Here is a 26,376-nt window from a genome sequence, read left to right as displayed (position 1 = left end):
CTCTAATTTACAATGCTTGAATTAAATGAACCACATGCTGGGTTGCATCGGGCTGTGCGTGTTGACGTGCTTTGATTGCCATTTCACTGAGTAATTGACGATTCATCAGTGGGGTTAATAGTTCTTTTAAACTTTCAGTGGTCATACTGTTCTGAGGACAAATTTTTGCAGCATGCATATTGACCAAAAATTGAGCATTTTTTGTTTGATGATCATCGACTGCGCTTGGCAAGGGTACAAAAACAGCCGCCACTCCTGCAGTCGCAATTTCAGTGACGGTTAACGCACCCGCTCGACAAATAATTAAATCAGCTTTGGCGTAGGCTTGTGCCATATCTTCAATAAAGGATTGTACTTCAACATGTAAAGAAGCGGGTTTATCTGCATAGCACAACTGCGTCGCTTCGGTATGGTTTTGACCACATTGATGAAACACCTGCATCGGCACATCAAATTGCTTTAAGGCTTCAGGTATACGTTCATTTAAAGCTTGAGCACCTAAAGAGCCACCAACAATTAAAATCTGTAAAGGCGTTGCTGTTTTTTCCCGTTCTTGATAACGCCAAGACGGATTTAAAATTTCAGTAATTTCTTTACGTACTGGATTGCCAGTGGTGACAACTTTACCAGTTGCAGGAAAAGTATTCGGAAAAGCCTGACACACTGTTTTAGCAATGCGTGACAATTGTGTGTTGGTAAAACCTGCTATTGCATTCTGTTCATGAATGATCACGGGAATGCCTAAAGCGCGTGCAGCCAAACCACCTGGGCCTGCCACATATCCACCAAAACCAACCACAGCATCTATCTTAAGCTGCTTCATATAGCGCATTGCACTGAACGTCGCTTTTAAAATTTTAAATGGCGCCAATAATTTTCGCGTTACGCCATTACCCCGTAATCCTTGAATATCAATTTGATAAATAGGAATATTTTGATTTTTTAATAGTCGGTTTTCCATTCCTGTGGGGGTCGCAAGCCAAGATACTTGTATCCCCTGTTGCTGCAATGCTTTAGCAACAGCGAGTGCAGGAAAAACATGTCCACCAGTACCTGCGGCCATCATCATGACATGTTTGGGCTTTGTATGAGTTGCTTCTGTCACAGTCTAATTCTTCAATTTTAAAATAGGGATAACGAAATTTGATTTTAAGCGATCAATTGTAATCACAAACGCATAGCCGTGAAAGGTTATTTACTTTTTTTCAACATGCGTGTCATTGTTTTTTTCTTCAATTTTAAAAGTTTAAACTAGTTTTATTATTAATCTATCAAAAATATAAAAATTCCTGCCTTTTTTCAATGTTTTGCCTAAAATGATGAACATCAAATTTACTCAAGTTTAATATCTAAAATATTTTTTAAAATAAAAAAGAGCTCGTACAGAGCTCTCTCCTTAGGTATAGGTTAATACTTAGGTGGTTAAACCTGCCTCCAATACATCAAATAAATCATCAGCAATTGACGTACCAAACTGCTGATCGATTTCACGAATACAAGTTGGGCTGGTGACATTAATTTCAGTCACATAATGACCAATCACATCTAATCCAACAAAAACCAGTCCTTTTTGCTTTAGAAAAGGGCCTACTTTCGCAGCAATCGCTTTGTCATTTTCAGTCAACGGACGTGCCTCACCCAAACCGCCTGCCGCCAAATTACCACGGACTTCACCATTTTGTGGAATACGTGCTAAACAATAAGGTACGGGTTCTCCATTAATCATCAAGATACGTTTATCGCCTTCAACAATTTCAGGAATATAACGCTGCGCCATGATCGGACACGTGCCTAATTCAGTGAGCATTTCCAAAGTTGCGCCAATATTTACGCCATCTTGATAAAGCCTGAAAATGCCAGTTCCACCCATGCCATCTAACGGTTTTACAATCACATCCCCGTGTTGTTGTAAAAACTCGCGAATTAAGCTTTGTTGCGAGGTCACCAAAGTAGGCACTTGCAGTTCTGGAAATTGGGTCGCAAACAGTTTTTCATTGCAGTCACGTAAAGACTGCGGCTTGTTGATAATCCATGCCCCTTCACGTTCTGCTTGTTCTAAAATATAAGTGGTATACACAAAATTCATGTCAAAGGGTGGATCTTTACGCATTAACACCACGTCATAATCCGCAATAGATTCTTTTTGTTTAGCCCCTAGTTCATAGTAATGATCATAATCCTCAAATACGGTAAGCGGTGCGATTAAGCCAAAAGCTTTCCCTTGCTCGATATAGAGGTCTTGTTGCAACGCATAACCTAACTCATGTCCACGACGTGATGCAGCCCACAACATCGCCATCGTTGAGTCTTTTTTTAGGTTGACATGTTCAATGGGATCCATCACAACAAGTACGCGCATATTGGTCTGCTCATAAAATTTTAAATTGAGAAAAGTATAGCGAATTTCAATTGGCTTGTTACACGCGGTTATGTAAAAATTAAAGAATAAAAAATTGAGTTTATTCAATTTTTTATTCTTTGCTTTAAAAATAATGTTGGCCTGATTCTCAGATAAAAATAAGCCCAGAATTTAAAAAATTACGATCACAAACCAAAATTCATTCAAATTAATCAGGTTCTTGAACAAGATGAAGGTTTAAATATTCTTCTAGATTTTAAGATAAAATTTTTTGAATATCTTTGGCAATTTTTTCTGGCTTAATCAAAGGTGCATAACGTTTAATCACCTTGCCTTCTTGATTAATCAAAAATTTTGTAAAATTCCATTTAATCTTTTGACTACCCAATATACCCTTCGCTTCCGTAGTCAGATACTGATAAAGCGGATGCGCCGTCGAACCATTGACATCTACTTTGGCAAACATTTGAAATGATACTCCATAGTTACGTTGGCAAAAGCCACCGATTTCCTCATTCGTTAATGGATCTTGATGGGCAAACTGGTTACAGGGAAAGCCTAAAATAATTAAGCCTTTTGATTGATAGTCCTGATAAAGCTGCTCCAATCCTTCAAATTGTGGGGTCAAACCACATTGGCTTGCGGTATTAACAATCAGTAAAACCTTACCTTGATATTCAGAAAATTTTTTCTGCTCGCCTTCTAACATTTCAGCCTGAAAATCATAAATTGTGGTCATTTTTCATCTCGCTTTAATAAGTGTATTCGATTGCTTCATTGAGCAATTTCCAAATATCAGTCTTTACTCAAAACAATATTGCATACAACTTACTTGTGCACAAGTTAATTATGCACAATATACTTCCAGCGTGATTCAACTTATACTGGACATGAAAGATTGCGAATTTTAGGAAATAAATGATGGCTGAAATTTCATTTCTGGAAAATCAAGTCTGCTTTGCCATGTACTCTGCCACCAATGCCATGATTCGTCAGTATCGCCCATTATTACAAGCGTATGATCTGACCTATCCGCAATTTATAGTGTTATTGGCCTTGTACGAAAAGGACAATGTGTCCATCTCTGAAATTGGCCAAAAAACGTTATTTGACTCTGGAACACTCACACCAATTATTAAGAAATTAGAAGAAAAAGCTTTTTTAAAACGGATTGCGGTTAAAGAAGATGAACGCATGAAAAAAGTTGTGCTGCTGGATAAAGCAGTTTCTAAAAAAGATGAAATTATCTCAATTCCCTTTAAACTCGCCTGCTCTTTGGGAGTGGATCCAAATGATTTGGTGGCGATACACAACTTATCTCATCGCTTTTTAAAAGGTTTGGAAACTGCTCAATCAGAACGTTTGAGCAATTAAATACAATAAGCAAGTCTTTCAACTGAAGATGAGGGCATCTTCAAAAACTTAAAAGAATATTTATCCATTTTTATTGACTGCAAAATTTTAAAAAAATTTATAGTGATTAATAACTATAATTTAGACTATTGTTTTTTTTAATACTCTTAAATATTGAGAATAATATATAACTAAAAAATCAGAACTCATTAGACCTCTTTCATAAATCATTTTTTACTCAGCTCCAAGTTATAGATTCCAGCAATTAAATTGAATCTCAAACCGAGTCTTTTACCTCTATTTCGATAACGCTCAGCAAAGATTTTGAAGGTTTTAAGCCTGCCAAATACATGCTCAATTCCTATTCTTCTTTTATTGATTTCCTGATTATAGATTTTTAGTTCAGGATCCAATTTACAACGTCTTTTGGCTTTTAAAGGTAACAGACTATTCGGATGCAGAGCATAAATACCCTGATAGCCTTTATCTGCAAGAACAAAGGCTTCTGAAGGAATCAGCTTTATGTTTCTTTTAAATAGCTCGAAATCATGTACAGCACCGCGACTGGTACATAAACTCAGTATTTGCTGAGTCTTGTAGTGAATCATGGCCTGTACTTTGAAGGTATGGGTCTTTTTCTTGCCGCTATAGCTTTTCTTCTGTTTTTTTAGGCCTTTGTATTGGGATTTCTGTGGCATCCACGATCACAACATTCCAGTCTATGCCTTCGCCCTCGGGTAAATCTTTGGGTAAATTAAAAAGATTGGACTGAATCAGGCAGTCTTCAACATGACGGACAATTCTTGAGGCTGTGGGCTCTGAAACCCCGTAACTCGTTGCAACGTGAAATAAGGTTCGGTATTCCCGCCAATAGCTTAGACAGAGCAGAATCTGGTCTTCCAGGCTTAACTTGGGCGGTCTGCCTTTAGTAGGAACAAGTTTCTTCAATTGCTCAACCATTAAATAGAAGGTTGACCATGAGATGCCAGTGTATCGCTTGAACTGAGGATCAGAAAGCTTGTTTGAATCGATGTATTTCATCCGCAGATTATGCACGAATGCTAAGAAATCCGGAGTGCAAATATCAACCAAAAAGAAGATCATTTTTTGATTTATGAAAGAGGTCTATTTATGAAACGATATTTTTAAATAAAAAAGATTTAATCATATTAGGAATGTATGTCTTGTGAATTTAATGTGAACAATTACCAATTAAACACATCTTATCAAAAAAACTTAATAAATCATTTCTTTACTTAACAAATGGCACACTATATTTTTATATAAGCAATAAAATCTAACGCATTACTTTAATGAAAACTAAAATAATCTATATAAGTAGATTTATAAATACAACTTATTCATATTATTTTAAAAATACGCTTCAGTTTCAATAATATTGCAAAAGGATTAGAAATATGAAAAAAAGTATACTGAGTTTAACACTCGCCTCGATTGGCTGTTTTTCTCTGATCGGTTGTAATACCAGCTCAGACCGAACCAATAATATGAGTCCATCCTCTTCTGGTGATACCATTATTTTAACCAGTGAAGGAATGATTAGCTCGATTAACCGAGACAAACCCGACACTGTGGTTTCAAACACTAAAGTGGTTATGCTGCAATCAGAAGATCAGCTTGTTGGCATTGACTACAGACCTAAAGGTGACAAACTTTATGCCGTTGGACTATTAGGTAATTTATATACTTTAGACCCCAATACAGGCGTTGCTACATTCCTTCGAAAGCTCACAGCGGATGCAACGGATACTAGCGATGGTAATGCACCTTTTAGTAAAATTTTAGGTGATGCCAATTTAATCACTGTAAATTTTAATCCTGCCGCAGACCGTTTACGTGTCATCACAAATACAGGGCAAAATTTAAGAATCAATGTGGATACAGGTGCAACCATTACCGATGGTGCAATTAATCCCACTACAAATCAGCCTGTGATTGTGGCCGCAGCTTATACCAATGCATTTTCGGGCACAGCAAGTACACGACTGTATAGTATAGATCAAACATCCAATCGAATTTATTTACAAAATGCCAATGCAGGAACTTTAGGTACATCTGCGCTATTAGGAGAAGGTATTAGCACTCAAGGCGCTGCCGGTTTTGATATAGATCCAATCAATAATATTGGATATGCTGCCTTAAAAGTTGCGGGCAGCTACAAGTTTTACCACCTCAATTTAGCCCATGTAGGCACAGAAAATAATACCGTTTTTAATAGCACAAATTTAGCCAATTATTACACCACTGCGGGGATACGAGGTATCGCATTAAAACGTGCTAAAGATACTACAGCACAAGGAATAGGTCTTAATAAAAATAATAAACTGATCCAGTTTACCCTTAATAACCCCAATCTTGTTACAGAGAAAAATATTACTGGTATTTTAGTGAATGAAAAATTTGTTGGTATTGATTATAGATTAAGAAATACCACCGATAAATCAGGTCAACTCTATGGTTTAACTGATCGAGCCAATGTATATACCATTAACACCGAAACAGGTTTAGCCATGTTGGTCAGTACACTTAAACCTGCCACCGACAGTACATATACCGGTTTAGAAGGAACTGCATTTGCTGTAGATTTCAATCCTACAGCGGATCGATTACGTGTTATTAGCAATACTGGGCAAAGTCTCAGAATTAATGTAGATACAGGCGATACTATTCGAGATGGCGGTATTAACGGCATTGAGGGTGCAGTCGTTACTGCAGCTGCTTATATTAATAGTTTTAAAACAAGTGTCGAAGGCTTGGGCACAGAATTATTTGATCTTGATCAAAACAATCAACTGCTTGCAAAACAAAATCCTCCAAATGCAGGCACTCTCACTTCACTGGGTGGATTAGGAATAACTCTAGGTCAAAATAATGGATTTGACATCGCAGGCGGAGATAATGGCTATGCACTCGCAACAGTGTCTAGTGCTTCTGGTAACTCTATTTTATATCGTGTTGATTTAAATAGCACACCAAATGACAGTCGTGCAAAACCTGCCATCAATGTAGATGGAACACCGAACATGATTGCATCAACGATTGGAACAAATGCAGATCTGATCGATCTTGCAATTTTATTAAAATAATCGAAGGCATTTTGAAGAATACTGAGGTCAAATTTATTTGCTCGAGATTAGGCCTAAAGAGTGGAACAAACCTACTGGATGATGTTGTGATTCCCCAGTAAAAATATTTTAGCGACTGCGCATAGTCAAATAGATTTATTTTGGATAAAAACCCATTCTTTCTAGAATGGGTTTTTAAATAATTTTTAGAATTTTTCAAATGTAGTTCATCATGATGTATCTGCAATAAAAATTAATCAAAAAAAATTCAATTCCTCGCCTCTTAGATCAAAAATTGACATACCATTATTTCAGAGCAGGCTTCTGCATTTTTACTAAAATTTCTTATCCGCTTTCATCTTCCGTTGTTATCTCTTCAATATTTAGACTTTTTGACTACTACAAAAATCGAGAAAAAGTAATTTTAAATTTTATTTTATAAAAATAAATAATTGTTAATATTCAATAAAATAAAAAAATAGCATCATAATAATGTAAAAAATTAATGACAAACATTACAAATAAACGATAAGGCTCTTATAGCAGTTATATTAAATCTTGTTAAGATTATGTAAATGATTATAATTATCAACTTCATTATTGTTGATTGTGATTTTAGGGTCTTGTTATGCATCCTCTTGCTCCCCATGGTTTATCTGGCCAAAAAATTTTTCAATATAGTTTACTCAGCCTGATGATTTTGCATTCGCATGCTCTTTATGCAGAAGAATCTGACGCAGCTCCATCGACAGCCAGTATGCAACAAGACATCGAAAAACAAATTAAAACAACAGCAGTATTGCCTACGCTCAAAATTGAAGCGATGAGTGAGCTCGATCCAATTAAAAGCTATGTTGATTATGATGAAGCCAATGTCACTCGAAATGGCTTAAAGAAAAAAGATATTCCCCAAACGATTGATACCCTTGATGTTCAAAAATATAAAATTTATGGTTCAAATGACCTGAGTGTAATGTTACAAGGAACACCAGGTGTTTCAACCAGTTATGATACGCGAAATGATGGTATCTCTATTCGTGGATTCAACGCAGATACCAATGATATTTATCGTGATGGTGTTCGTGAAAGTGGACAATATCGACGTAGTACTGCAAATGTTGAGCGAATTGAAATCCTAAAAGGCCCTGCCTCGGTACTCTATGGACGCAGTGCAGGCGGTGGTGTGATCAATATGGTAACTAAAGTTGCTAATTTTGACTCAAAAAGCTCAGTGGGTGCATACGTCGGTTCTTATCATAATGTGGGTGGCACCATCGATTTGAATAAAGCACTCAATGATAATTGGGCTGTACGTCTAGTCGGTGAAAAATCAGATAGCAACAGTTTTCGTTCAGGTATTGGATTTAATCAGGAAATGTTGTCACCCAGTGTGACTTATCGAAGTGACGATGAAAAACTACTTTGGACGACGGAATTTACTTACGATAGTTTAAACAGAACACCAGATCGCGGGCCAAACTATGAAAATTTACCTACAGGTATTTCAATTAAATCTGGTTTTGCTGGACAGAATGACAATATTGTCGATGAAACGAAGTCATTTAGAACAGATGTGAAATATGAATTCGCACCCGACTGGAAATTTCACTGGGCTTTAAGCCATCGTGAATCTTTTCAAGATTTTGATAACTTTTTTGGTGGAGCGTGGTGTTCAGCGGCAGGCTTGCTGTCTGATGGTAAAACCTGCGATTGGCAAGGTAAAATACGTCAAAGTTATGCTTGGCAACAAACCACCAATAAAACCTTAATGAATACGTTCGATATTACTGGTGAATTTAAAACAGGTATTTTAGATCATCACATTATGTTCGGTAGTGATTGGTCAAACGAGAAAAGGGAACCCATTCTGGGTAACTATTCAAGTGGTAGCAATGCTGGACTTTATTACCGTGATGTTAATCCATTTAATACATCGGAAAGCTTCCTACCTAGCCGTTGGTCAATGCTTAATGGTACACGTCCAGCAGAAACATCACATAGTGAAACCGATGCGAACTCTTTAAGCTTCTTTCTTCAAGACTTAATCTCATTGAATGAAAAATATAAAATGATGTTGGGTCTACGCTACGACAGCTATGATTTTAAAACTCATGATATTCGTAACAGTAATAAGCGCTCATACAGTGATGAGAGTGTGAGTCCAAATATTGGTTTTGTTTGGCAGCCTGTGGAAAGTCAAAGTTTTTACACCTCTTACAGCAAGAGCTTCTCCCCTTATGGTGGTCGAGGCTTGTTAGGCGTAAGTACAACCATAAATCCAAGTTTATATGATGCGGAGCCTCAATTTAACGAACAATATGAAATTGGGGTAAAAAGTGATTGGTTAGATGGTCGCTTAAATACTCAGCTTTCTATCTATGATATTACGAAAAATAATATTCGCTATCAGCCAGATTCTGTTAATCAACCAAATGAATGGGAAGTCGGTCAAAAACAGCAATCCCAAGGTGCAGAGTTCAGTTTTATTGGTCAAGTCTTTGATCATTTATATCTACGTGGCGGATATGGCTATACAAATGCAGAATGGAAAAGTGATAGTCGTACCAATGTAGGGGAAGCAGATCGCTTAAAAGGCAAAAAACTATCTGGAATCTCTGAAAATACTGGCAATCTGTTTGTCCGTTATTTACCGAATGAAAACTGGTATACAGAGTTAGGGGCAACTTATGTCGGTTCTTATTACACTTCAGATAAAAATATAGTAAAAATGCCAGATTTCACGCTTTTAGATGCGGCCATTGGCTTTAAAGATGAGAAGTGGGGAGCAACTTTTGCAGTGAATAATTTGACTGACAAGGAATATTGGCGTTCAAGTTCAATGCCTGGCACACCACGAAACTATCTATTCAGACTGAATTACTTCTTTTAATTGAATATTTTATCTTAAATCATTTCTATTTTAAAAGCCCAATTTGTCTCAAATTGGGCTTTTAAATTCTGCTCGAAATTTTCAAAAAAATTTCGCATTTGTCTTAAAAAATTAAGTGATCAAATACCATAGTTCAAACGGTAATATTCCATTTTTGCCAAAGCTTCTTTTTCACCTTTCGCATCCAAATAATCCATTAAATCTTTCATCGTAATGAGCGCATGAACTGGAATTTCTAGTTCTTTTTGTACTTCTTGAATGGCCGATAAATCACCCTGACCTTTTTCCTGACGATCCAGTGCCACCAATACACCCGCAATTTGTGCGCCTGCATTTTTAAGAATGGTCACCACTTCTCGAATGGCTGTACCTGCAGTAATCACATCATCAATAATCCAGACTTTTTTACCATGCACCGATGCTCCGACCAAAACCCCACCTTCCCCATGATCTTTGGCCTCTTTACGGTTAAAACCCCACGGAATGCTAAGCCCATGATTTTGTGACAATGCCACAGCCGTCGCTGCAACAAATGGAATACCTTTGTAGGCAGGACCAAAAATTACATCGACATGATTACAAGTGGTTAATTTATTTGCATAGCCTGAAGCCAATAAAGTTAAAGCTTCACCATCATTGAGTAAACCTGCATTGAAAAAATAAGGACTCACCCGACCCGATTTTAAAGTAAACTCACCAAATTTAAGCACACCACGTGATAATGCAAGTTCGATGAAAGCTTGAGGGTTAAAAGTCGCTTGCGAGGTCATGAGGTGCTCCAAAATTTATAAATAGAGGTAAAACTTGCGCATGATACCAAAGAGTAGCTATCCAAGTGATCAAAAAATTTTAAGAGTTGTTTCCATTAATGTGAATGGCTTACGTTCTTCTGTGACGAAAGGCTTACTAGAATGGATAGAACAGTCCGAAGCCGATGTGGTTTGCATGCAGGAAAGTCGAATTACCCATGTACAGTGGACAGATAAATTTAAACCTGAAGGCTGGTATACCCATTTATTTCCAGCTGAACGTGCAGGTTATGCAGGCACAGCCATTTATAGCCGTTTACCCTTTGTGTCAGTCACCGACGGCTTAGGATTTGAACTTGCGGATTCTCAAGGCCGTTTTATACGTGCTGAATTCGATCTCGGTTTAGACAAAACTGTCCATATTTGTTCACTGTATTTACCTTCAGGTTCTTCTGGTGATGAAGCACAGGCACGTAAAGACCACTTTTTAGAACAATATCAAGCCATCTTAAAACAATGGCGTGACGAAGATAAATCGATCATTGTTTGTGGTGACTACAATATCGTACACAAACGGATTGATATTAAAAACTGGTCGGGTAACCAAAAGTCTTCAGGTTGTTTACCACATGAACGTGCATGGCTCGATCATATTTATGATGAATTGGGTTATGTAGACACTTTCCGAGAAGTACGAAAAGAAGCCGAAGTCTATTCATGGTGGTCAAATCGCGGTCAAGCAAGAGCTAAAAATGTCGGTTGGCGGATTGATTACCAAGCGTGTTCACCAGACTGGAAAGCCCGTACAGTCAATGCTTGGGTTTATAAAGACAGTTGGTTTAGTGACCATGCACCGGTGATTATTGATTATCAATTTCCAATATAAATTATAATTTTAAGTGTACAACTGTATACTGAATCGTGTCAAAAATCCTACAACACTTGACGCGTTTGTGTATTTTTATCCATCAAGTTTAGGTGCATTATGGCGTCACGGCACAGGGACATGTCAGGATGACAGCAAAAGGATTGGACGCCGTAGGATGAAAACAAAATAAGCGACTTTGGTCAATTATTTTGCAAGGATGTGACAATGGACGTTGTATTGAGACCCGCATGATCAGGATGATTAAATGCGGGTTTTCTCTTTTTTATATCGTCATTTTTTATTCTTAAGTCTTTCTATCATTCTCTCTATACCTATATTCTGGCAAATCATCATGTCAATTTCATGACACTTTTTTATTTTTCTAAGCTATAAATTATTTTTTGTTAAGGCTAGAGCTTTGGCTCAATTTTCGCTAGTCTATTTGTCTCTAGAACATCAATGAATTGACTTATGCTTAAAATTTACGGGATCAAAAACTGTAATTCAATGAAAAAAGCTTTCGACTTATTAAATGAATTAGGTCTGGTCTATGAATTTCATGATTATAAAAAACAAGGTATTGATACCGAAACCCTAAAAATCTGGCTAGATCAGATTGGCGCAGATCTTGTACTGAATAAAAAAGGCACCACATGGCGCAAATTGAGCGCGGAAGAGCAACAAACTGCGCTTTTGAATGAAGAAAATTTAATTGAGAGTTTAAGCCAACACAGCAGTTTAATCAAACGTCCTGTACTTCAAACTGCGCAAGGCTATATTGTTGGCTTTGATGAAGCCGCTTACCGTGCTTTAAAATAAATTGTGATTGATAGTACAGTAAAAAAGCCCAACTGATGGTCAGTTGGGCTTTTTATGACTTGATCTGTTCAGTTTAAATTAGTTTGCACGAACCCAAACTTGGTTACGACCTAAAGCCGCGATCCCAATAAAGCCGCGCAACTCTAAGTTTTTACCGCCGTTGGTCATTTGGCCTTTTAATTTGTAAGTTTTACCTGTTTGCGGGTCCAAGATTGAACCTTCTTCATAGCGTGTGCCACCAACATTTTTAAGACCATGAACGATTTTTAATCCTTTTAAAGATTTGTTATGGTATGGGCCTTCACATTTGGTACAGGCTTTTTCTTCGCCTGGCGTTAAAATGCCTTGAATACTTGCCGATAACGTCCCATTTTTTTGCTCAGTAAACTTAACCATCGCTTTGGGTTGTTTCGTTTTGTCATCAATCGTTTTCCAAACGGTCCCGTCTAATGGATCAGCCGCATTGGCTAGTGCTGATAATCCAAGCAATCCTAATGCAAATACAATTTTTTTCATTTTTGTTCAATTCCCTAGTCTGGTATAGACCTATTTATTATCAAAAAGTCACAACATTTTTGCAATTTTTGAATGTGACCATTTAGTGTAACCTTGTAACTTGTGTTAGTAAATAAAGCAACACGTCTGCATATCAATAACAAGATGGAAAAAACATGAAGATTAGTCCGTTGTGGAAACAATTAATTACAGAGCGTATTTTAAAGACCGTTATCCGTAAACCGAGCCAATTTAATTTGCCGCCGAACTCATTACGGTTAGCCTTAGAACAACTCTGCCGTGCTTTCCCTCAAAATAAAGAAGTCGAAATCAGGACATTACGTTTAGCAGGTCTCAGAGCAGAAGAAATTAAGCCTCAAACTGAATCCACGCAACTCATTTTTCATATTCACGGCGGTGCTTTCTTTTTAGGATCACTAAAAACTCACCGTGCATTTTTAACGCAAATTGCTGCCCGTACTCAAATGCAGGTTCTGCACGTTGATTATCCTTTATCACCAGAACATCAACATCCTGAAGCCATTGATGCGCTGTTTGATATCTATACCACATTGCTTGATCAGGGAGTGCAATCCAAAGATATTATTTTATCTGGCGATTCCTGTGGCGCGAACTTGGCCTTGGCTTTGGCCTTAAGAATTCAACAGGAAAAATTGCCGCAAGTGAGTGGTTTAATTTTGCTCTCGCCTTTTTTAGATTTAACCTTAACCAGTGAATCTTTGCGTTATAACGCGCAGCATGATGCTTTATTGTCTATTGAAACATTAGAAACGGGAATTGATTATTATGTTCCTAAAAATATGGATAAATCAGATCCGACCATTTCGCCCCTATTTGCAGATTTGACAGGTTTACCCCCTATTTTAGTTCAAGTTGGCTCTAAAGAAATTTTACTAGATGATGCGCAACGTTTTAAAGAGCGCGCAGAACAGGCGAATGTAAAAGTTCATTTTAAAATTTATACAGGTATGTGGCACAACTTTCAGATGTTTTCTGCATGGTTTGACGAAGCCCAACAAGCGATTGCTGATTTGGCTGAATTTGCCCATCAACTGGATCAGGATTAAACCAAATTTGTCATTCAGCGTTTGATTCAATAGCTCTAATCAAAAAGGTCAGCCGAAGCTGACCCAATGATGGAAATATAATATATACCGTAAATTATAGGCTGTGAACTTGAGTTAAAGCAGCAGCGATGGCTTGATCTTTTAACTCTGGTCCCATATTCACCCCTTCGGCACGAATAACCTCAATATCATTCACCCCAGTGAAATTAAACACTGTTTTTAAGAACCCCTCTTGAAAATCAGCAGGGCTATTTTCCCCATAAATCCCACCGCGACTGCTAGCAATGTAGGCCTTTTTATCGCCGGCTAAACCTATTGGACCATTTTCAGTATATTTAAAGGTTTTACCCGCCACACTAATTCGATCAATCCAAGCCTTTAAGGTCGAGGTCAAGCCAAAGTTATACATCGCAGCACCAATCACCACAATATCAGCATCCAGATATTGCTGGATGATTTGCTCTCCTAAGACTGCTTGGTCAGCATCTTGCCCCATTAAAATTTCTGCGGTTAAATGTGGAATAGGCTGTTTGGCCAAATCTAAATATTCTACAGCCGCATCATGATGTTTCACTTTTAATCGTACAACAATTGCTTGGCTTAACTGACGTGAAACTGAGGCATCGCCTAAAATACTCGAATCAATATGTAAAATTTTCATGCTTAAAACCCTTCATCTGTATTTATTCAATGACAGCAGTTTAAGCGATCTATAAAAATAGAATAATATACTTAAATACAACACACTGTTTTATTTTTAGAACAAACTTCCTTGAAGTGAACTTTATTTTTAAATTTTATCGGTATAAATCATAGCCATTACACTTCATAAAAAAACGTGCTATGTTGTGATTTATAAGAATAAATTCAATTAAGTGATCATTTAAAGATGTAGAGGTCAGCGTGATTAAATGAAGAAAAATTTGGCCTCCAATACTCGAAGCTCATTCAAAGCAAAAATTGCGAAATATTTGCTCGAAGATGAAGTGATCATGAATTGGAGTGTCCTCAATAAATCTATTCTCATCCTGATTCTAGGCAGCTTGGTGCATATTTTCTGGATTTTTTGGAAAAGTTTTGTTCTTCTTTCTCCAAATTTATGGAATTTCGTCGATTTAGCTTTGCTCCAACTCCAACTCAAACTCGACATTTTATTCTTCTGTCTTTTAATTCTCATGATTTTGCCCTGTGTCTTTTGGTCTAAAAAAAAGTGGGCACAACAATGGTTGCCCTATTTATCAATAGGAATTTTGGTGCTTTCCTTATGTCGCAATGGTGCCATGATTGGTGTACTCAGCCCCGCCACAATGGTTTCTTATGTCAGTTTAGTTACAGTGGGTTTGGTGCTGTTTAATCGCAAAATTGTTTACTTTAGCCTGATTCCCGTCACTCTGTTTTTGATCCTCTCCAATTATTTAAGTTTAGAAGGCCACATCAGTTACGCCCCGCTGTTCCATCTCAACACAAGTCCATATCAAAACAAGTTTTGGGTCAGTTCAATGTTGTATTTTATTGCACCTATTCTAATGATTTGTTTAATTTTATTTGAAATTTTACTCAGCCAATGGCGGCATAGAGAACAATTGATTCAGCATTTAAGTCAAATTGATCCACTCACCAATATATTGAATCGACGCAGTATTAAAGCCTGTTTAGAAAAATTAGAGCACAGGCCAATAAAGTCTTATGCGCTGGTTCTCATTGATTTAGATCATTTTAAACAAATTAATGATCAATATGGTCACAACACAGGTGATGAAACTCTGATTCAAGTCAGTGAAGCGCTCTCAAAAATCATTCGTGATCAAGATGTCGTCGGTCGCTTTGGTGGAGAGGAATTTATTTTGATTCTTCATCAATCGTCTTTAGCACAAGCAAAAATTATTGCTGAACGTTGTCGCCAAGCCATTCAAGCATTGCATTTATTTAGCAGTGTTGGTGACAGCATTCAAGTGACTGCAAGCTTTGGAGTAGCCTTTTCCAGCACCGAAATTGACCCACAAAAATTACTCAGCCAAGCCGATAAAGCTCTGTATGAAGCAAAAGCCTGTGGTCGTAATCAAGTAAAATGCTATCCGGAAAATTTGGGAGAAGCTCAGCTTTATTAAAGTAGGTGGGATTGATCAGGTTCTAAATAATTGCCCCATACCTTGCGTCAAAAAGCCACTATACATTTCTGCGGTCATACAGCGCACGTGTACGTTGTATAGCATTTTTTGGCCATAACGCTAACTCAATATTGTTCAGCTAAATATTCACAGATGGCCAAAGAATCCCTAATGACAACATCCTGATTTACTCAAAATTCAAATTAAATGCTTTCGAACAGCCATGGACGCATAGACCAACTGGAGTAATTTTTGTTAGCAATATACAGCTGATCCATATCGTTATTGTCCTATCTGCTGTGCAAACTCACTTAACTGTTTAAGTAGTTCTGGCTCCGTAAATGCGCCCGTCAAACGTAGACCACGTATTTCTTGCTGTTGCTGGTCTAAAAATAAATAAGTAGGTGGCCCTAAAATATCCCATTGATTCAATAAAGTTTGATGCGTGGCATGATAGTGACTCAAATCAAGTTTAATCAAAAAATAAGGTGCTAAAGCACGCTGAACATTAACTGACTTTAAAATACGATGTTCGATGGGTTGACAAGCAACACACCAATCGGCGTAGACATCAATCACAATGGCTTGATTGGCTGGGACTCGATTCAATAATTGTTTAAATTCATCTGCTGTTTTTGCAATATGCCAACTGGCTTGAGTCGTACTTTGTTCAACAAAAAATCGCTGACTCTGCTGATATTGTGTATAGCCCAAATAAGGAATCATCAGTACCAACGCTAAAATATAGACCCATTTAAACTTCGAATTTTTAGCCGTTAAACCCACGATTAGATAGACAATAAAACCCAAACCAAGTACAAGACTCAAACCTTGCATCCACGCTTCTGACAATAAAGGTCGAACAAAATATAAAGCCAGTGCCAACATGATAAAACCAAACAATACTTTGATTTGATTCATCCATAAGCCTGCTTTCGGCAAAGCTTTAGCACCAAGAATACTGGCCAAAAGTAAAGGTGTCCCCATGCCAAAACCTAGGGTAAATAGCAGTAATGCGCCCTGCCATTGATTTTGGGTCTGAGAAATAAACAACAACGCACCTGCCAAAGGTGCAGTCATACAAGGCCCCACCAATAATGCCGAGATCACGCCCATAATCCCTGCACCCATTAAACTGCCTCCTTTTTGTAAGGATTGAGCGCGGTCTAAACGGTTTACCAAGGCTTGCGGCAACTTAATTTCAAAGAGCCCAAAGAGGTTTAAAGCAAACAAGACAAACAACACGCTAAAAGCAATCAGTGTAGATGGTTGCTGTAACCAACGTTGAAAGTTCAGCCCAGCTGATGAGGCAATCAAACCTAAAATGGCATATACCAGTGCCATGCTAGAGACAAAGACCAAAGCAATCATCCATGCTTTTAAGCCTTTGCTGTCCCGCACAATCAATGAGGTCAAAATAGGCAACATTGGCAATGAACATGGGGTAAATGCCAATAAAATACCCAAGCCAAAAAATAACAATAAACCATAGATCAAAGAGCTTTGGGCTAATTTTTCCGACCACATCTGGTCTTGAGCCGTATCAATTTCTTTAGATTGAGCAGTTGAGGTTGAAGAATTATTTTCAGTGACAAAATTTGGTTGACTTTTTGTAGTGCTATTCGAGGTTTGTGACAAATCCAGTAATCGTTTACTCGATTTAGCCTGATCCTGCAAAAGTACTAGTCCATCAACATCCGTTTGAAATTCTATAGTTTGAGGTGGATAACAAATACGGTCTTGAGCACAACCCTGCCAAGTCACCCGATAGGTTTTTGCAGCTTCTGTTGGAATATCAAAAGAGACCTGCTTAAAATAAACCTGAGTATGCCCATAGTTCTCATCATACAAATCGATGGCTTTGGGTAACTTTAAGCTCAGGTTCTGATGACTTTGCTGTACTTCAAATTTATGCTGATATAAATAATAACCTTCAGGCATCGTCCAATTCAATTGTGCCTGATGTTCACGACTGGACTCTACTGAGAAAGAAAAAGCATCTTCTGCGGAAAGTAAACGATCTTGTGCCTGTGCATTAATTGAAAACAATAAAATGACACTACAAATCAATGCACCTATAGCGCAAGACAACCACAACTCAAGGACTGGAAAATGCTTTTTCATAAATTAATACTGTACTCTTAGAAGAGGAACGACACACCTAAACCAGATTGGTAACTTTTATCAGGACCATTTAAGTCGACCCCAATACTCGCATCCATCTGTACGCGATCGTTGAGTGCATAAATCACACCAGAACCCAGTGCGTATTCATAGTCTTGGCTTTCCGCTTTACGATAAACCAATTCTGAAAAACCAGACCATTTATCTGCAATTTTATATTCAATGGTTGGCACAGCACTTACCGCCCAATCACTATTTTGTGCTTCATATCGCATAGTGATTGATGTTGAAATGAGATCGCTGAGTTCATAGGCCACTGCGGAACTTAAACTATAAATATCATCATGATTGCTAAAACCATCATTTCCTGTGGCGATAATCGCTTCTGCCAAAATGGCCATTGTCAGTTTGTCATCATCTAAATCAATGGCTTTTTTTAGACCAATGCTGACATCCCCTAAACCATCTTCTTCTACCGTCTGACCTGCACGTTTGACTTGCGTCCATGCAGGACCTTGCCACCCCAATTGCAATTCAAGATCTTTGGCTAAACCGGTACGAAATAACATATCCCCATTCAAAGTCACGGTTTTTTGTTTTTCACCATCGACTGTACTTTCATTATAACTAGCACTGGGTAAGCCCTGTTCCCATGCTAATTGTCCAACCGGAGTAATTCCCGTCCCCATCCCAGCCCCTGGCCGATCAAAAGAAAAGTCGGCCGCCATCGTATTCAGACTGAAACCTGCTAAACACACACAACTCAATAGATTGAATATTTTCATTTTTAAAGTCCTATTTATGCTAATTCTTTTGTCATTTTAGCTCCGTGACGACGAAGTAATTCTAGCGTTTGTTTTTCTTCTTCTAGTGCTTCTGACCAGTTAATTTCATCAAAATCACAATCAAAGAATAAATCACTAATTGAAGATAGAATCGTTAAGCCTTCTTCATCTTTACGATTGGGATCGACCTGCTCTTCAAGTAAACGCTTTACTGCGGGTACACAAGCTGAACTGGCAGCATCCCACAATGGACCATAAAGTTCTTCAGCATCCCACAAATGCAAATTAGCTTTGGCCTGAATCAGCGCTTCTAGAATTTCAAGATGCACGGTCAAATTTTGTTGTTTTTGTGCTTCAGATAAAGGCGCACCCGCTTCATAGGCTTCACAAATTTGTTCCCACCATTGAAATAGACCATCTGACCAAATTGAAATGGCGGGGCCTTTTTCTCCATCAATGAAATTTGGATCGAGTCCATCTGCCAAAAGGCGTTGAACTTGAGCCAAATCTTGCTGTTCTAGGGCTTGTACCAAGACTTGTTGTTGCGCTGTTAACATCGAGAAAGTTCTCTTCAATCTATTTAAAACTATTATGCCGAATAAACGGGCATTTGTTTTACGCAAATGTATAACAAATATATTTTTTATTGGATCAGATTGAAGAAGGATCAGACCTAAAAAAAGCTCCGAAGAGCTTTTTTCTGTCTATTTTAGCCGTTTGATTTAATACTTCACATCTTCCGCGTCGTCTACATCAGTTGCTTCAGCAAAGGCCAAAGCCGCAGCACGTGGATTTTCTGTTTTTTCAATAATGTGCTCAAGACTTCGTTTTAAACGATCAATCGCGCCATGGATAGCGGTATCGATATTATGTCCACGATGATTAACCACTACAGGTTTTAATCCTGCTGGACGTGCTTCAATCATACAGTGAATATCGTCGGCTCCACCTTTGGCCCCATTTTCATCACTCAAATGAACTGAAAAATGGGTAATACGATCATTATGACGCTCGAATCCTGCATTCAGTTCTGCACGAACATATGTAATTAAACGTTCACTATTTTGAATATTTTTATCTGTACGGATTTCAATGTTCATATAATATCATCCTCTTTTATGCGAATCTTTTGTGCAAAACTTCTTTATCTTGCCACATTTAACGTTGCCGTAAAACAGCAGTTACCACTTTCAAATAAGTTTGGAATACACTCCTTCACTTTGCACAATGGACACTTTTGAGTCTGCAGAATCATGTCCTTCTAGTTCGAATATACGGGGCTAAGCGAGAAATATGCAAGTAGTATTTTGATATTTTTTAGAACTGTTTATAAAAACTATGCATTACCTCAATTTCACTTAAAATACATGATAATGCTCATATTATTTTTAAGTCTTTTAGGCTTTTTGTATAAATTACTTAAGCTTCTTTATTCATCTATATTTTTTTGAGTATCGAGATTGTATTCAGTTTTTTTGATCACATGATCAAGCTTAAATTTGTTATTTTTGAGTTATTGGTCAATTTTGACTTTATTTTTGCTTAAGAATCTGTATGCTTTGTGGGCTTCTCGGGGGGAGACTTTTTCATGAAATTTACACATTTTTTTGCGGCTTGTACCTTGGCTTCAACTGCGACCTTTACTCAAGCTGCGCCAATTTGGCAAGACTTTAGTTTGACTGGGCTTTATGGCGAAAACTATGAAGTCGTTGATGAGCAGCAAAGTACTTTAACGGTTGAATATGCAGCGAAAGTAAAATATGCAGATGTATTCTTCTTTGCTGACCGTATGCGCGGCGGTGATGACAATAAATCGACCTATTTTGAATTATCACCGCGTTTAAGCTTAGGTGAGATCACTCAGAAAAAGCTTGCGTTTGGTCCGATTAAAGATGTTTTAATCTCGACAACGTGGGAAGCCAATAGTGATGATTTCAACAACTTTGATAACTTCCTTTATGGTTTCGGTTTCGATTTAGATATTCCTTATTTCCAATATGCCAGCATCAATCTTTATCGTGCTAACAATGAAATGACCCAAGACGATTATCAAATGACACTCACTTATGGTGTGCCATTTAAACTGGGTGCTGAAGACTTTTTGGTCGATGGTTTTCTTGATTGGTCAACTGCAGAAAAAGATCATGCCAGCGAATTGAACTGGACAACGCAGTGGAAATGGAATGCTGGAAAACATATTTCTCCTGATACACGTTTATATCTAGGTATTGAACATTCAGTTTGGAACAATAAATTTGGTATTCCAGATGCCAATGAAAATAATGTCAGTGCTTTAGTGAAATATCACTTTTAAGTCGTCTAAAAAACGGATTAAGCAAGACGCAAGTCTTGCTTTTTTATTGCGTCAAAATCAATTTATTTCTAAAATAGTTTTTTACTTTATTGATTCGGCTTATTTAATGGACTTCCACATACGTCCTGCTCAAATTCAAGATTTAGATCAAATTCTCAAGATTTATAATGCTGAAATTTTAACTGGAACAGCGACTTGGAATGATCAAGAAAAAACCTTAAATGATTTGCACCATTGGTTTAACACTCTCAGTAATCAACAATTTCCTGTGCTGGTCGCACAACATATTCCTTCTAAAAAGATCGCAGGTTATGCCGATTATTCTGGTTTTCGTCAAATTACTGGATTTAAGCACACAGTTGAACATTCCGTATTTATTGATCCAAACTTTAGCAGACAAGGTTTAGGTCAAGCATTAATGCTTGAGTTGATCCATCATGCTCAGCAGCAGAAAATCCATGTCATGGTCGCTGCTATTGATCACGCCAATCAAGCCTCTATTGTGCTACATGAAAAGCTGGGCTTTGTGCAAACAGGTTATATGCCACAAGTGGGACAAAAATTTGGACAGTGGCGAGATTTGGTGTTGATGCAATTGATACTGAATTAAAATCTAAACAGTTTTAGTCCAAATAAAAAAGCCCATTTAGGGCTTTTTTATGTTGAATATTTAAACCACCAAATCGGCCAAATTGCCTTTTTGTTCTAACCAGTGTTTACGATCACCTGCGCGTTTTTTTGCCAGTAATTTATCTAACAAACCCGAAGTAAAATGTACATCATCTAAATCAAGTTGAACCAAGCGACGTGTATTCGGATCTAAGGTCGTTTCCCGAAGTTGGCTCGCATTCATCTCACCCAAGCCTTTAAAGCGGGTGATTTGTGGATTTTTAGTTTTGGCTTTTTTCAAAACCGACTCTAATTCATCTTCATCTAACGCATAATGAACGTCTTTTCCATCGTCAATTCTGAATAAAGGCGGCATCGCCACATACAAATGACCTTCCTCGACCAAAGTTGGAAAATGCTTCACAAACAAAGCACAGAGTAAGGTTGCAATATGCAATCCATCTGAGTCTGCATCAGCCAAAATACATACTTTTCCGTAACGCAGTTCCGATAGATCATCGCTGCCAGGATCTACTCCAATGGCTATCGCAATATTATGCACTTCCTGCGAAGCCAAAACTTCATCAGATGCCACTTCCCAAGTATTTAAAATTTTGCCCCGAATGGGCATGATGGCTTGGAAATTTTTATCACGCGCTTGTTTTGCAGATCCACCCGCAGAATCTCCTTCGACAATAAAGAGTTCTGATTCTTCCAACGAATGCCCAACACAATCAGATAATTTCCCTGGCAAAGTTGGCCCAGCGACAATCTTTTTGCGCTCAACTTTTTTTGCAGCTTTTAAACGACGACCCGCTTTTGCAATCATCATTTCGGCAAGTTGCATCGCGGTATCAGAATTTTGGTTTAACCACAGGGCAAAGGCATCTTTAGCGATATTTAATACCACACCTGAAGCTTCACGACTGGAAAGTCGCTCTTTGGTTTGACCAGAAAATTGTGGTTCTTGAAACTTTAAGGACAAAATATAATTTACGCCATCCCAAACATCTTCTGCCGACAGTTTTAAATTTCGCGGTAATAAATTACGTAGTTCGCAGAACTCACGCACCGCATCAGTAACACCTGAACGTAGTCCATTGACATGCGTCCCGCCTTGCGCGGTAGGAATCAAATTGACATAGCTTTCCTGAACCAGTTCACCGCCTTCTATATTCCAACAAATCGCAAATTCAACACTGGCACGCTCCGCCTGTCCTGTTGCGACAAAAGCAGGATGTGGCAAGATGTCACGATCCTGCAATTCATCCATCAAGTAATCGACCAAACCATTTTCAAATTGCCATTCAATTTTTTCATTGTTAATTTGGTCAATATAGACAATTTGTAAACCGGCCGCTAAAACCGCTTTGGCTTTTAAATTATGTTTTAAAGCTTTTAAGGAAAACTTAGGTGAGTCAAAATATTTCGCATCGGGCCAAAAATGCACCGTGGTGCCAGTGGCACGTTTCGGTACTTTACCTTCAAGCACCTCAAGTTTAGAAACAGGTTCACCATGCTCAAATGCCATGGTGTAAATATTGCCTTGACGCTGAACTTCTACTTCGACTCGGCTAGATAAAGCATTCACCACGGAAATGCCTACGCCATGCAAGCCACCTGAGAACTGATAATTGTCTGTGCTAAATTTACCGCCAGCATGCAATTTGGTCAGAATAATTTCAATTCCACTTTGACCATATTCAGGATGAATATCTACAGGCATGCCACGACCGTTGTCTTCTACCGACAAAGAGCCATCTTTATAAACAATAACTGTAATTTTATTGGCATGTCCTGCAAGTGCCTCATCGACTGCATTATCAATGACTTCTTGTGCCAAATGGTTTGGACGCGTAGTATCTGTATACATGCCGGGGCGACGGCGTACCGGATCTAAACCAGATAAAACTTCAAGGGATTGAGCCGTATATTGAGACACGTTGTACTGTTTCCTTATTTAATACAATCCGATAAAAACTGTAATGCCATCGGTATTTTGTCTACGAAATTATTCATTGCATGGCTGCCCTTTGCCTCAGTGATCATCATGGACTGATGCAAAGGGAAACTATAATAACGCTGTGCTTCACGATAATCCAAAATCTCATCGCCTTGTTGTAGCAAGACTAAAATTTTGGATGCATCTTGTACAAATGGCACAGCCATGTGTTTAAGTTGATCCAGTTGAGTATGTTCTAAAGTCCATTGTGCATTTACAACATACGGGATGTTGACCTGATCAAATAAATCGTAAAACAATTGCCATGGTCGCATAGCAGGATTAATCAGTACAGCAGGGACATGATATTTTGCGACCAACTGTGTCGCATAGAAGCCCCCTAAACTACTGCCTATGAGCACCACTTCATCTAGACGTTGAATCATCTCACCTACATGCGACAAGACTTGTTCAGGTGACATATTTAAATCTGGCAAATGTACCTGATCCGCGCTATGTTGCTGACAATAGGCTTGAATAAGCTGCCCTTTAATGGATAAAGAACCACTTTTAAATCCATGTAAATAAATGATATTCATATATTTTTATTACATCTTTGTTTAATTTTATCTGTATTCAACTCATCTTTTTTTACAATTTTTTCATCATTTGCACATATAACAGCAATTGTTAGACAAAAAAAATAAAAGTTAACTACAATTATCGTTATTGTAAAAGTGAATCGAAATAAATCTTAACAGATTATCAGTTCAGTATTTATATTGAATACCCAAGAAAAATAAAATGTCTGAGATATAGCGTCAAATAAAGGATAGGACAAAATGCCAAGCTTAACACCATTGCATGAAACCTATTGTAAGTGGGATCGCACACCACCTAGCCAAGCTGACGTATTAGAAGGGCTTGCACAATTGGTTACGACGCGTTTAGGGGATGCAGTACAAGATCTGATCCAGGTGATTCAACGTGAAATCTTGATTAGCCTCTTTGGAATGAGTGAACAACGTTCAAAAAAATTACAGAATATTCCCTCTATTGAAAAGCTCTATCAATTTTCCTATGACACTTTGCTGAATTATAGTTCTTATTTGCTTGCGCCAGGTTTACGTAAAATTATTGAAAAATATCCAAAACTCCATGATAAACCGCTGACCCCTTCACTGCATTTTTTGGTGGGTGTTTTAAATGGGATATTGGGCGATTATTTATTAAAATATCAAAACCCAGTCTCTTTGCCGATGGTCTTATACGATCATTATGGTGAATTGCAACATGGTGAATTGTCTGGACGTATTGTGATTTTTGCACATGGTTTATGTATGAACCATCTGGAATGGTCAAATCCTCAACATGGGGGGATTGGTGAAAAGTTGTTGGCACAGCGCGACCACAATACGATGCTGTACTTAAATTACAATTCAGGCCGTCGTATTTCTGCCAATGGACGTAGCCTCGCCAATACACTACAAGATTTGGTCCGTCGTAACCCAAATATCAGTAGTATTGATTTAATTGGGCACAGTATGGGTGGTTTGGTATTGCGCAGCGCGCTGTTTTATGGAAAACAAAATATACACCATTGGCTGCATCTTACTGAAAATTTGGTCTGTCTAGCATCACCTCATCATGGTGCAGTATTAGAACGTTTTGGATTTATTTTGCAAGATAAACTCGGACATTTCCCTTTTGTTAAAATTATTCGCCATATTGTCAATATTCGCAGCAACGGTATTTTAGATTTACGTTATGGCAGTGTCCGTGATGATGATTGGGAACACAGTACTGCTCGCATTGGCGGTATGGATGACAATCGAAAACCTGCTCCGTTATCCTCACATATCAACACCTATTTTGTTGCAGGTTCAGTGGCGTATAAAAATAGGAAAAATCGCCACTTAGAGGTATTAGGAGATTATTTAGTCAGTGTTAAAAGTGCTTTAGGCGAGCACCCTGATCCACGTTTTCAATTAAAATTACCCGCATCGCATAAAGCTATTTTTTATGGCGTGAACCATTTTAAAATTCACTACCACGCGCAGGTCGCTGAACAATTAGTGAAATGGTTTTATCCACCCAAAAATCAGACAGTCACAGAGGGTGTTCATGAGTATTGGGTAAATTTAGAAAGTCAGTCCGAGCTTGCAGGATTAGAAAGGTTTAAATAAGGCTTCGTCATGCGACTCTCTCCTCTGTTTACTTCTTTTATGCTGCAAACAGAGGAAATAGATTCTGATTATTTTTTCTTATTCCATTTACGCCCTATCGATGGATAATGACGAAAAGATTGCCATATGCTGACTAACGTCAATACAGCAAAAAACAACAACGACCAGACTGGAAGCGATTGACCCAAGAATGTCCAATCGACTTTGGCACATTCTCCAGAACCCGTTAGCACTTGTTCAAATACCGATTTTAAAGGCAAGGTATTGACCCAATAATCGAGACCCGGACCGCAACTGGGAACTTGATCAGGTGGTAAATGTTGCAACCATACATGACGTGCCGCCACAGCTGTAGACCATAAGATAGCCAGACTGCCCAGCAATGCATAACCACGCTTAAACGCGGTGGAAATTGGATTGTGTAAAAAGGCGATTAAAGACACCACGCCCAACCCAATCAGTCCTAGTCGTTGAAATACACACAAAGGACACGGTTCCAGACCTTGTACGTGTTCTAAATACAAGGCAAAGGCCATTCCCATTATACTGGCCAAAACAAAAAAACCACTGACCAAGCGATAACTCGATTGCATCGCACACC

25 protein-coding genes and 1 pseudogene are annotated in these 26,376 nt (G+C 38.1%); 10 read left to right on the top strand and 16 right to left on the bottom strand.

What is annotated here, in order from left to right; all coding sequences use genetic code 11:
• Positions 1-7: 7 nt before the first annotated feature.
• The 3 genes from murG to H0S58_RS00505 all read right to left on the bottom strand — a co-directional run bounded on the left by murG (position 8) and on the right by H0S58_RS00505 (position 3,098).
• Positions 8-1,105 (bottom strand): undecaprenyldiphospho-muramoylpentapeptide beta-N-acetylglucosaminyltransferase, encoded by a 1,098-nt coding sequence (gene murG, locus H0S58_RS00515; protein ID WP_195726853.1) that lies wholly within the window; start codon positions 1,103-1,105, stop codon positions 8-10.
• 309 nt (positions 1,106-1,414) lie between these two features.
• Positions 1,415-2,359, bottom strand: a complete 945-nt coding sequence (gene gshB, locus H0S58_RS00510) for a glutathione synthase (protein WP_195726852.1) — start codon at positions 2,357-2,359, stop codon at positions 1,415-1,417.
• A 256-nt stretch (positions 2,360-2,615) separates the two neighbouring features.
• A complete protein-coding gene (locus tag H0S58_RS00505; RefSeq protein WP_195726851.1) occupies positions 2,616-3,098 on the bottom strand; it encodes a glutathione peroxidase in 483 nt (160 codons plus the stop codon).
• A 182-nt stretch (positions 3,099-3,280) separates the two neighbouring features.
• Here H0S58_RS00505 and H0S58_RS00500 point away from each other — a divergent pair, with 182 nt between their 5' ends.
• Complete coding sequence (locus tag H0S58_RS00500) at positions 3,281-3,733, top strand: MarR family winged helix-turn-helix transcriptional regulator (protein WP_195726850.1); 453 nt, start codon at positions 3,281-3,283, stop codon at positions 3,731-3,733.
• Between the two features lie 206 nt (positions 3,734-3,939).
• Here H0S58_RS00500 and H0S58_RS13850 read toward each other — a convergent pair whose 3' ends face one another.
• Both H0S58_RS13850 and H0S58_RS13845 read right to left on the bottom strand, forming a co-directional pair.
• Complete coding sequence (locus H0S58_RS13850) at positions 3,940-4,410, bottom strand: transposase family protein (RefSeq protein WP_265088219.1); 471 nt, start codon at positions 4,408-4,410, stop codon at positions 3,940-3,942.
• Positions 4,358-4,816: a transposase family protein gene (locus H0S58_RS13845; protein ID WP_265088218.1), complete on the bottom strand. Its 459-nt coding sequence runs from the start codon at positions 4,814-4,816 to the stop codon at positions 4,358-4,360. The genes H0S58_RS13850 and H0S58_RS13845 overlap by 53 nt, the downstream gene beginning before the upstream one ends.
• A gap of 314 nt (positions 4,817-5,130) precedes the next feature.
• On the opposite strand from H0S58_RS13845, the gene H0S58_RS00490 reads away from it, so the two are divergent.
• The gene (locus H0S58_RS00490) at positions 5,131-6,819 is read left to right on the top strand and encodes a DUF4394 domain-containing protein (protein ID WP_195726849.1); all 1,689 of its coding nucleotides are present in this window, start codon (positions 5,131-5,133) and stop codon (positions 6,817-6,819) included.
• Between the two features lie 607 nt (positions 6,820-7,426).
• A complete protein-coding gene (locus H0S58_RS00485) occupies positions 7,427-9,688 on the top strand; it encodes a TonB-dependent receptor (RefSeq protein ID WP_195726848.1) in 2,262 nt (753 codons plus the stop codon).
• A 119-nt stretch (positions 9,689-9,807) separates the two neighbouring features.
• On the opposite strand, the gene pyrE is transcribed toward H0S58_RS00485, so the two are convergent.
• Positions 9,808-10,458: an orotate phosphoribosyltransferase gene (gene pyrE, locus H0S58_RS00480; protein ID WP_195726847.1), complete on the bottom strand. Its 651-nt coding sequence runs from the start codon at positions 10,456-10,458 to the stop codon at positions 9,808-9,810.
• A 40-nt stretch (positions 10,459-10,498) separates the two neighbouring features.
• On the opposite strand from pyrE, the gene H0S58_RS00475 reads away from it, so the two are divergent.
• Both H0S58_RS00475 and H0S58_RS00470 read left to right on the top strand, forming a co-directional pair.
• Positions 10,499-11,323 carry an exodeoxyribonuclease III gene (locus H0S58_RS00475; protein ID WP_193893707.1) on the top strand — a complete coding sequence of 275 codons (825 nt, stop codon included), beginning with the start codon at positions 10,499-10,501 and terminating at the stop codon, positions 11,321-11,323.
• Between the two features lie 453 nt (positions 11,324-11,776).
• Positions 11,777-12,124 (top strand): Spx/MgsR family RNA polymerase-binding regulatory protein, encoded by a 348-nt coding sequence (locus H0S58_RS00470; protein ID WP_195726846.1) that lies wholly within the window; start codon positions 11,777-11,779, stop codon positions 12,122-12,124.
• A gap of 78 nt (positions 12,125-12,202) precedes the next feature.
• Here H0S58_RS00470 and H0S58_RS00465 read toward each other — a convergent pair whose 3' ends face one another.
• Positions 12,203-12,640, bottom strand: a complete 438-nt coding sequence (locus H0S58_RS00465; protein WP_053579246.1) for a DUF2147 domain-containing protein — start codon at positions 12,638-12,640, stop codon at positions 12,203-12,205.
• Positions 12,641-12,795: 155 nt separating this feature from the next.
• On the opposite strand from H0S58_RS00465, the gene H0S58_RS00460 reads away from it, so the two are divergent.
• A complete protein-coding gene (locus H0S58_RS00460) occupies positions 12,796-13,707 on the top strand; it encodes an alpha/beta hydrolase (protein WP_193893701.1) in 912 nt (303 codons plus the stop codon).
• A gap of 94 nt (positions 13,708-13,801) precedes the next feature.
• Here the strand turns inward: H0S58_RS00460 and H0S58_RS00455 are convergent, their stop codons facing one another.
• Entirely contained in the window at positions 13,802-14,368 is a 567-nt protein-coding gene (locus H0S58_RS00455; protein ID WP_195726845.1) for an FMN-dependent NADH-azoreductase, read from the bottom strand.
• A gap of 250 nt (positions 14,369-14,618) precedes the next feature.
• Here H0S58_RS00455 and H0S58_RS00450 point away from each other — a divergent pair, with 250 nt between their 5' ends.
• Positions 14,619-15,815: a GGDEF domain-containing protein gene (locus tag H0S58_RS00450; protein ID WP_195726844.1), complete on the top strand. Its 1,197-nt coding sequence runs from the start codon at positions 14,619-14,621 to the stop codon at positions 15,813-15,815.
• 51 nt (positions 15,816-15,866) lie between these two features.
• Here H0S58_RS00450 and H0S58_RS13775 read toward each other — a convergent pair.
• The 5 genes and pseudogenes from H0S58_RS13775 to H0S58_RS00430 form a co-directional block, all read right to left on the bottom strand.
• Positions 15,867-16,093: pseudogene (locus tag H0S58_RS13775) on the bottom strand (glutathione S-transferase); the annotation flags it as partial.
• Between the two features lie 4 nt (positions 16,094-16,097).
• Entirely contained in the window at positions 16,098-17,939 is a 1,842-nt protein-coding gene (gene dsbD / locus H0S58_RS00445) for a protein-disulfide reductase DsbD (protein WP_195726843.1), read from the bottom strand.
• Positions 17,940-17,956: 17 nt separating this feature from the next.
• Positions 17,957-18,724: a transporter gene (locus H0S58_RS00440; RefSeq protein ID WP_053579241.1), complete on the bottom strand. Its 768-nt coding sequence runs from the start codon at positions 18,722-18,724 to the stop codon at positions 17,957-17,959.
• Between the two features lie 14 nt (positions 18,725-18,738).
• Positions 18,739-19,281, bottom strand: a complete 543-nt coding sequence (locus H0S58_RS00435) for an ankyrin repeat domain-containing protein (protein ID WP_053579240.1) — start codon at positions 19,279-19,281, stop codon at positions 18,739-18,741.
• Positions 19,282-19,446: 165 nt separating this feature from the next.
• Positions 19,447-19,824, bottom strand: coding sequence for an HPF/RaiA family ribosome-associated protein (locus H0S58_RS00430; protein ID WP_053579239.1), 378 nt, complete (start codon positions 19,822-19,824; stop codon positions 19,447-19,449).
• Between the two features lie 488 nt (positions 19,825-20,312).
• Between H0S58_RS00430 and H0S58_RS00425 the strand changes: the two genes are divergently transcribed.
• Both H0S58_RS00425 and H0S58_RS00420 read left to right on the top strand, forming a co-directional pair.
• Entirely contained in the window at positions 20,313-21,038 is a 726-nt protein-coding gene (locus H0S58_RS00425) for an outer membrane protein OmpK (protein ID WP_195726842.1), read from the top strand.
• A gap of 106 nt (positions 21,039-21,144) precedes the next feature.
• Complete coding sequence (locus H0S58_RS00420) at positions 21,145-21,648, top strand: GNAT family N-acetyltransferase (protein WP_195726841.1); 504 nt, start codon at positions 21,145-21,147, stop codon at positions 21,646-21,648.
• Positions 21,649-21,708: 60 nt separating this feature from the next.
• Here H0S58_RS00420 and parE read toward each other — a convergent pair whose 3' ends face one another.
• Both parE and H0S58_RS00410 read right to left on the bottom strand, forming a co-directional pair.
• Positions 21,709-23,589, bottom strand: coding sequence for a DNA topoisomerase IV subunit B (gene parE, locus H0S58_RS00415; RefSeq protein ID WP_195726840.1), 1,881 nt, complete (start codon positions 23,587-23,589; stop codon positions 21,709-21,711).
• Positions 23,590-23,603: 14 nt separating this feature from the next.
• Positions 23,604-24,188 carry a YqiA/YcfP family alpha/beta fold hydrolase gene (locus tag H0S58_RS00410; protein ID WP_195726839.1) on the bottom strand — a complete coding sequence of 195 codons (585 nt, stop codon included), beginning with the start codon at positions 24,186-24,188 and terminating at the stop codon, positions 23,604-23,606.
• A 243-nt stretch (positions 24,189-24,431) separates the two neighbouring features.
• On the opposite strand from H0S58_RS00410, the gene H0S58_RS00405 reads away from it, so the two are divergent.
• A complete protein-coding gene (locus H0S58_RS00405; protein WP_195726838.1) occupies positions 24,432-25,775 on the top strand; it encodes a hypothetical protein in 1,344 nt (447 codons plus the stop codon).
• Positions 25,776-25,843: 68 nt separating this feature from the next.
• Here the strand turns inward: H0S58_RS00405 and H0S58_RS00400 are convergent, their stop codons facing one another.
• A complete protein-coding gene (locus H0S58_RS00400) occupies positions 25,844-26,368 on the bottom strand; it encodes a disulfide bond formation protein B (RefSeq protein WP_195726837.1) in 525 nt (174 codons plus the stop codon).
• Positions 26,369-26,376 lie beyond the last annotated feature (8 nt).

The organism is Acinetobacter sp. TTH0-4, assembly GCF_015602665.1.
In the GTDB taxonomy this organism is placed as follows: Bacteria; Pseudomonadota; Gammaproteobacteria; order Pseudomonadales; family Moraxellaceae; genus Acinetobacter; species Acinetobacter albensis.
Note: the sequence above shows the minus strand (reverse complement) of the source record. Positions and strands in the feature narration are given on the sequence as shown.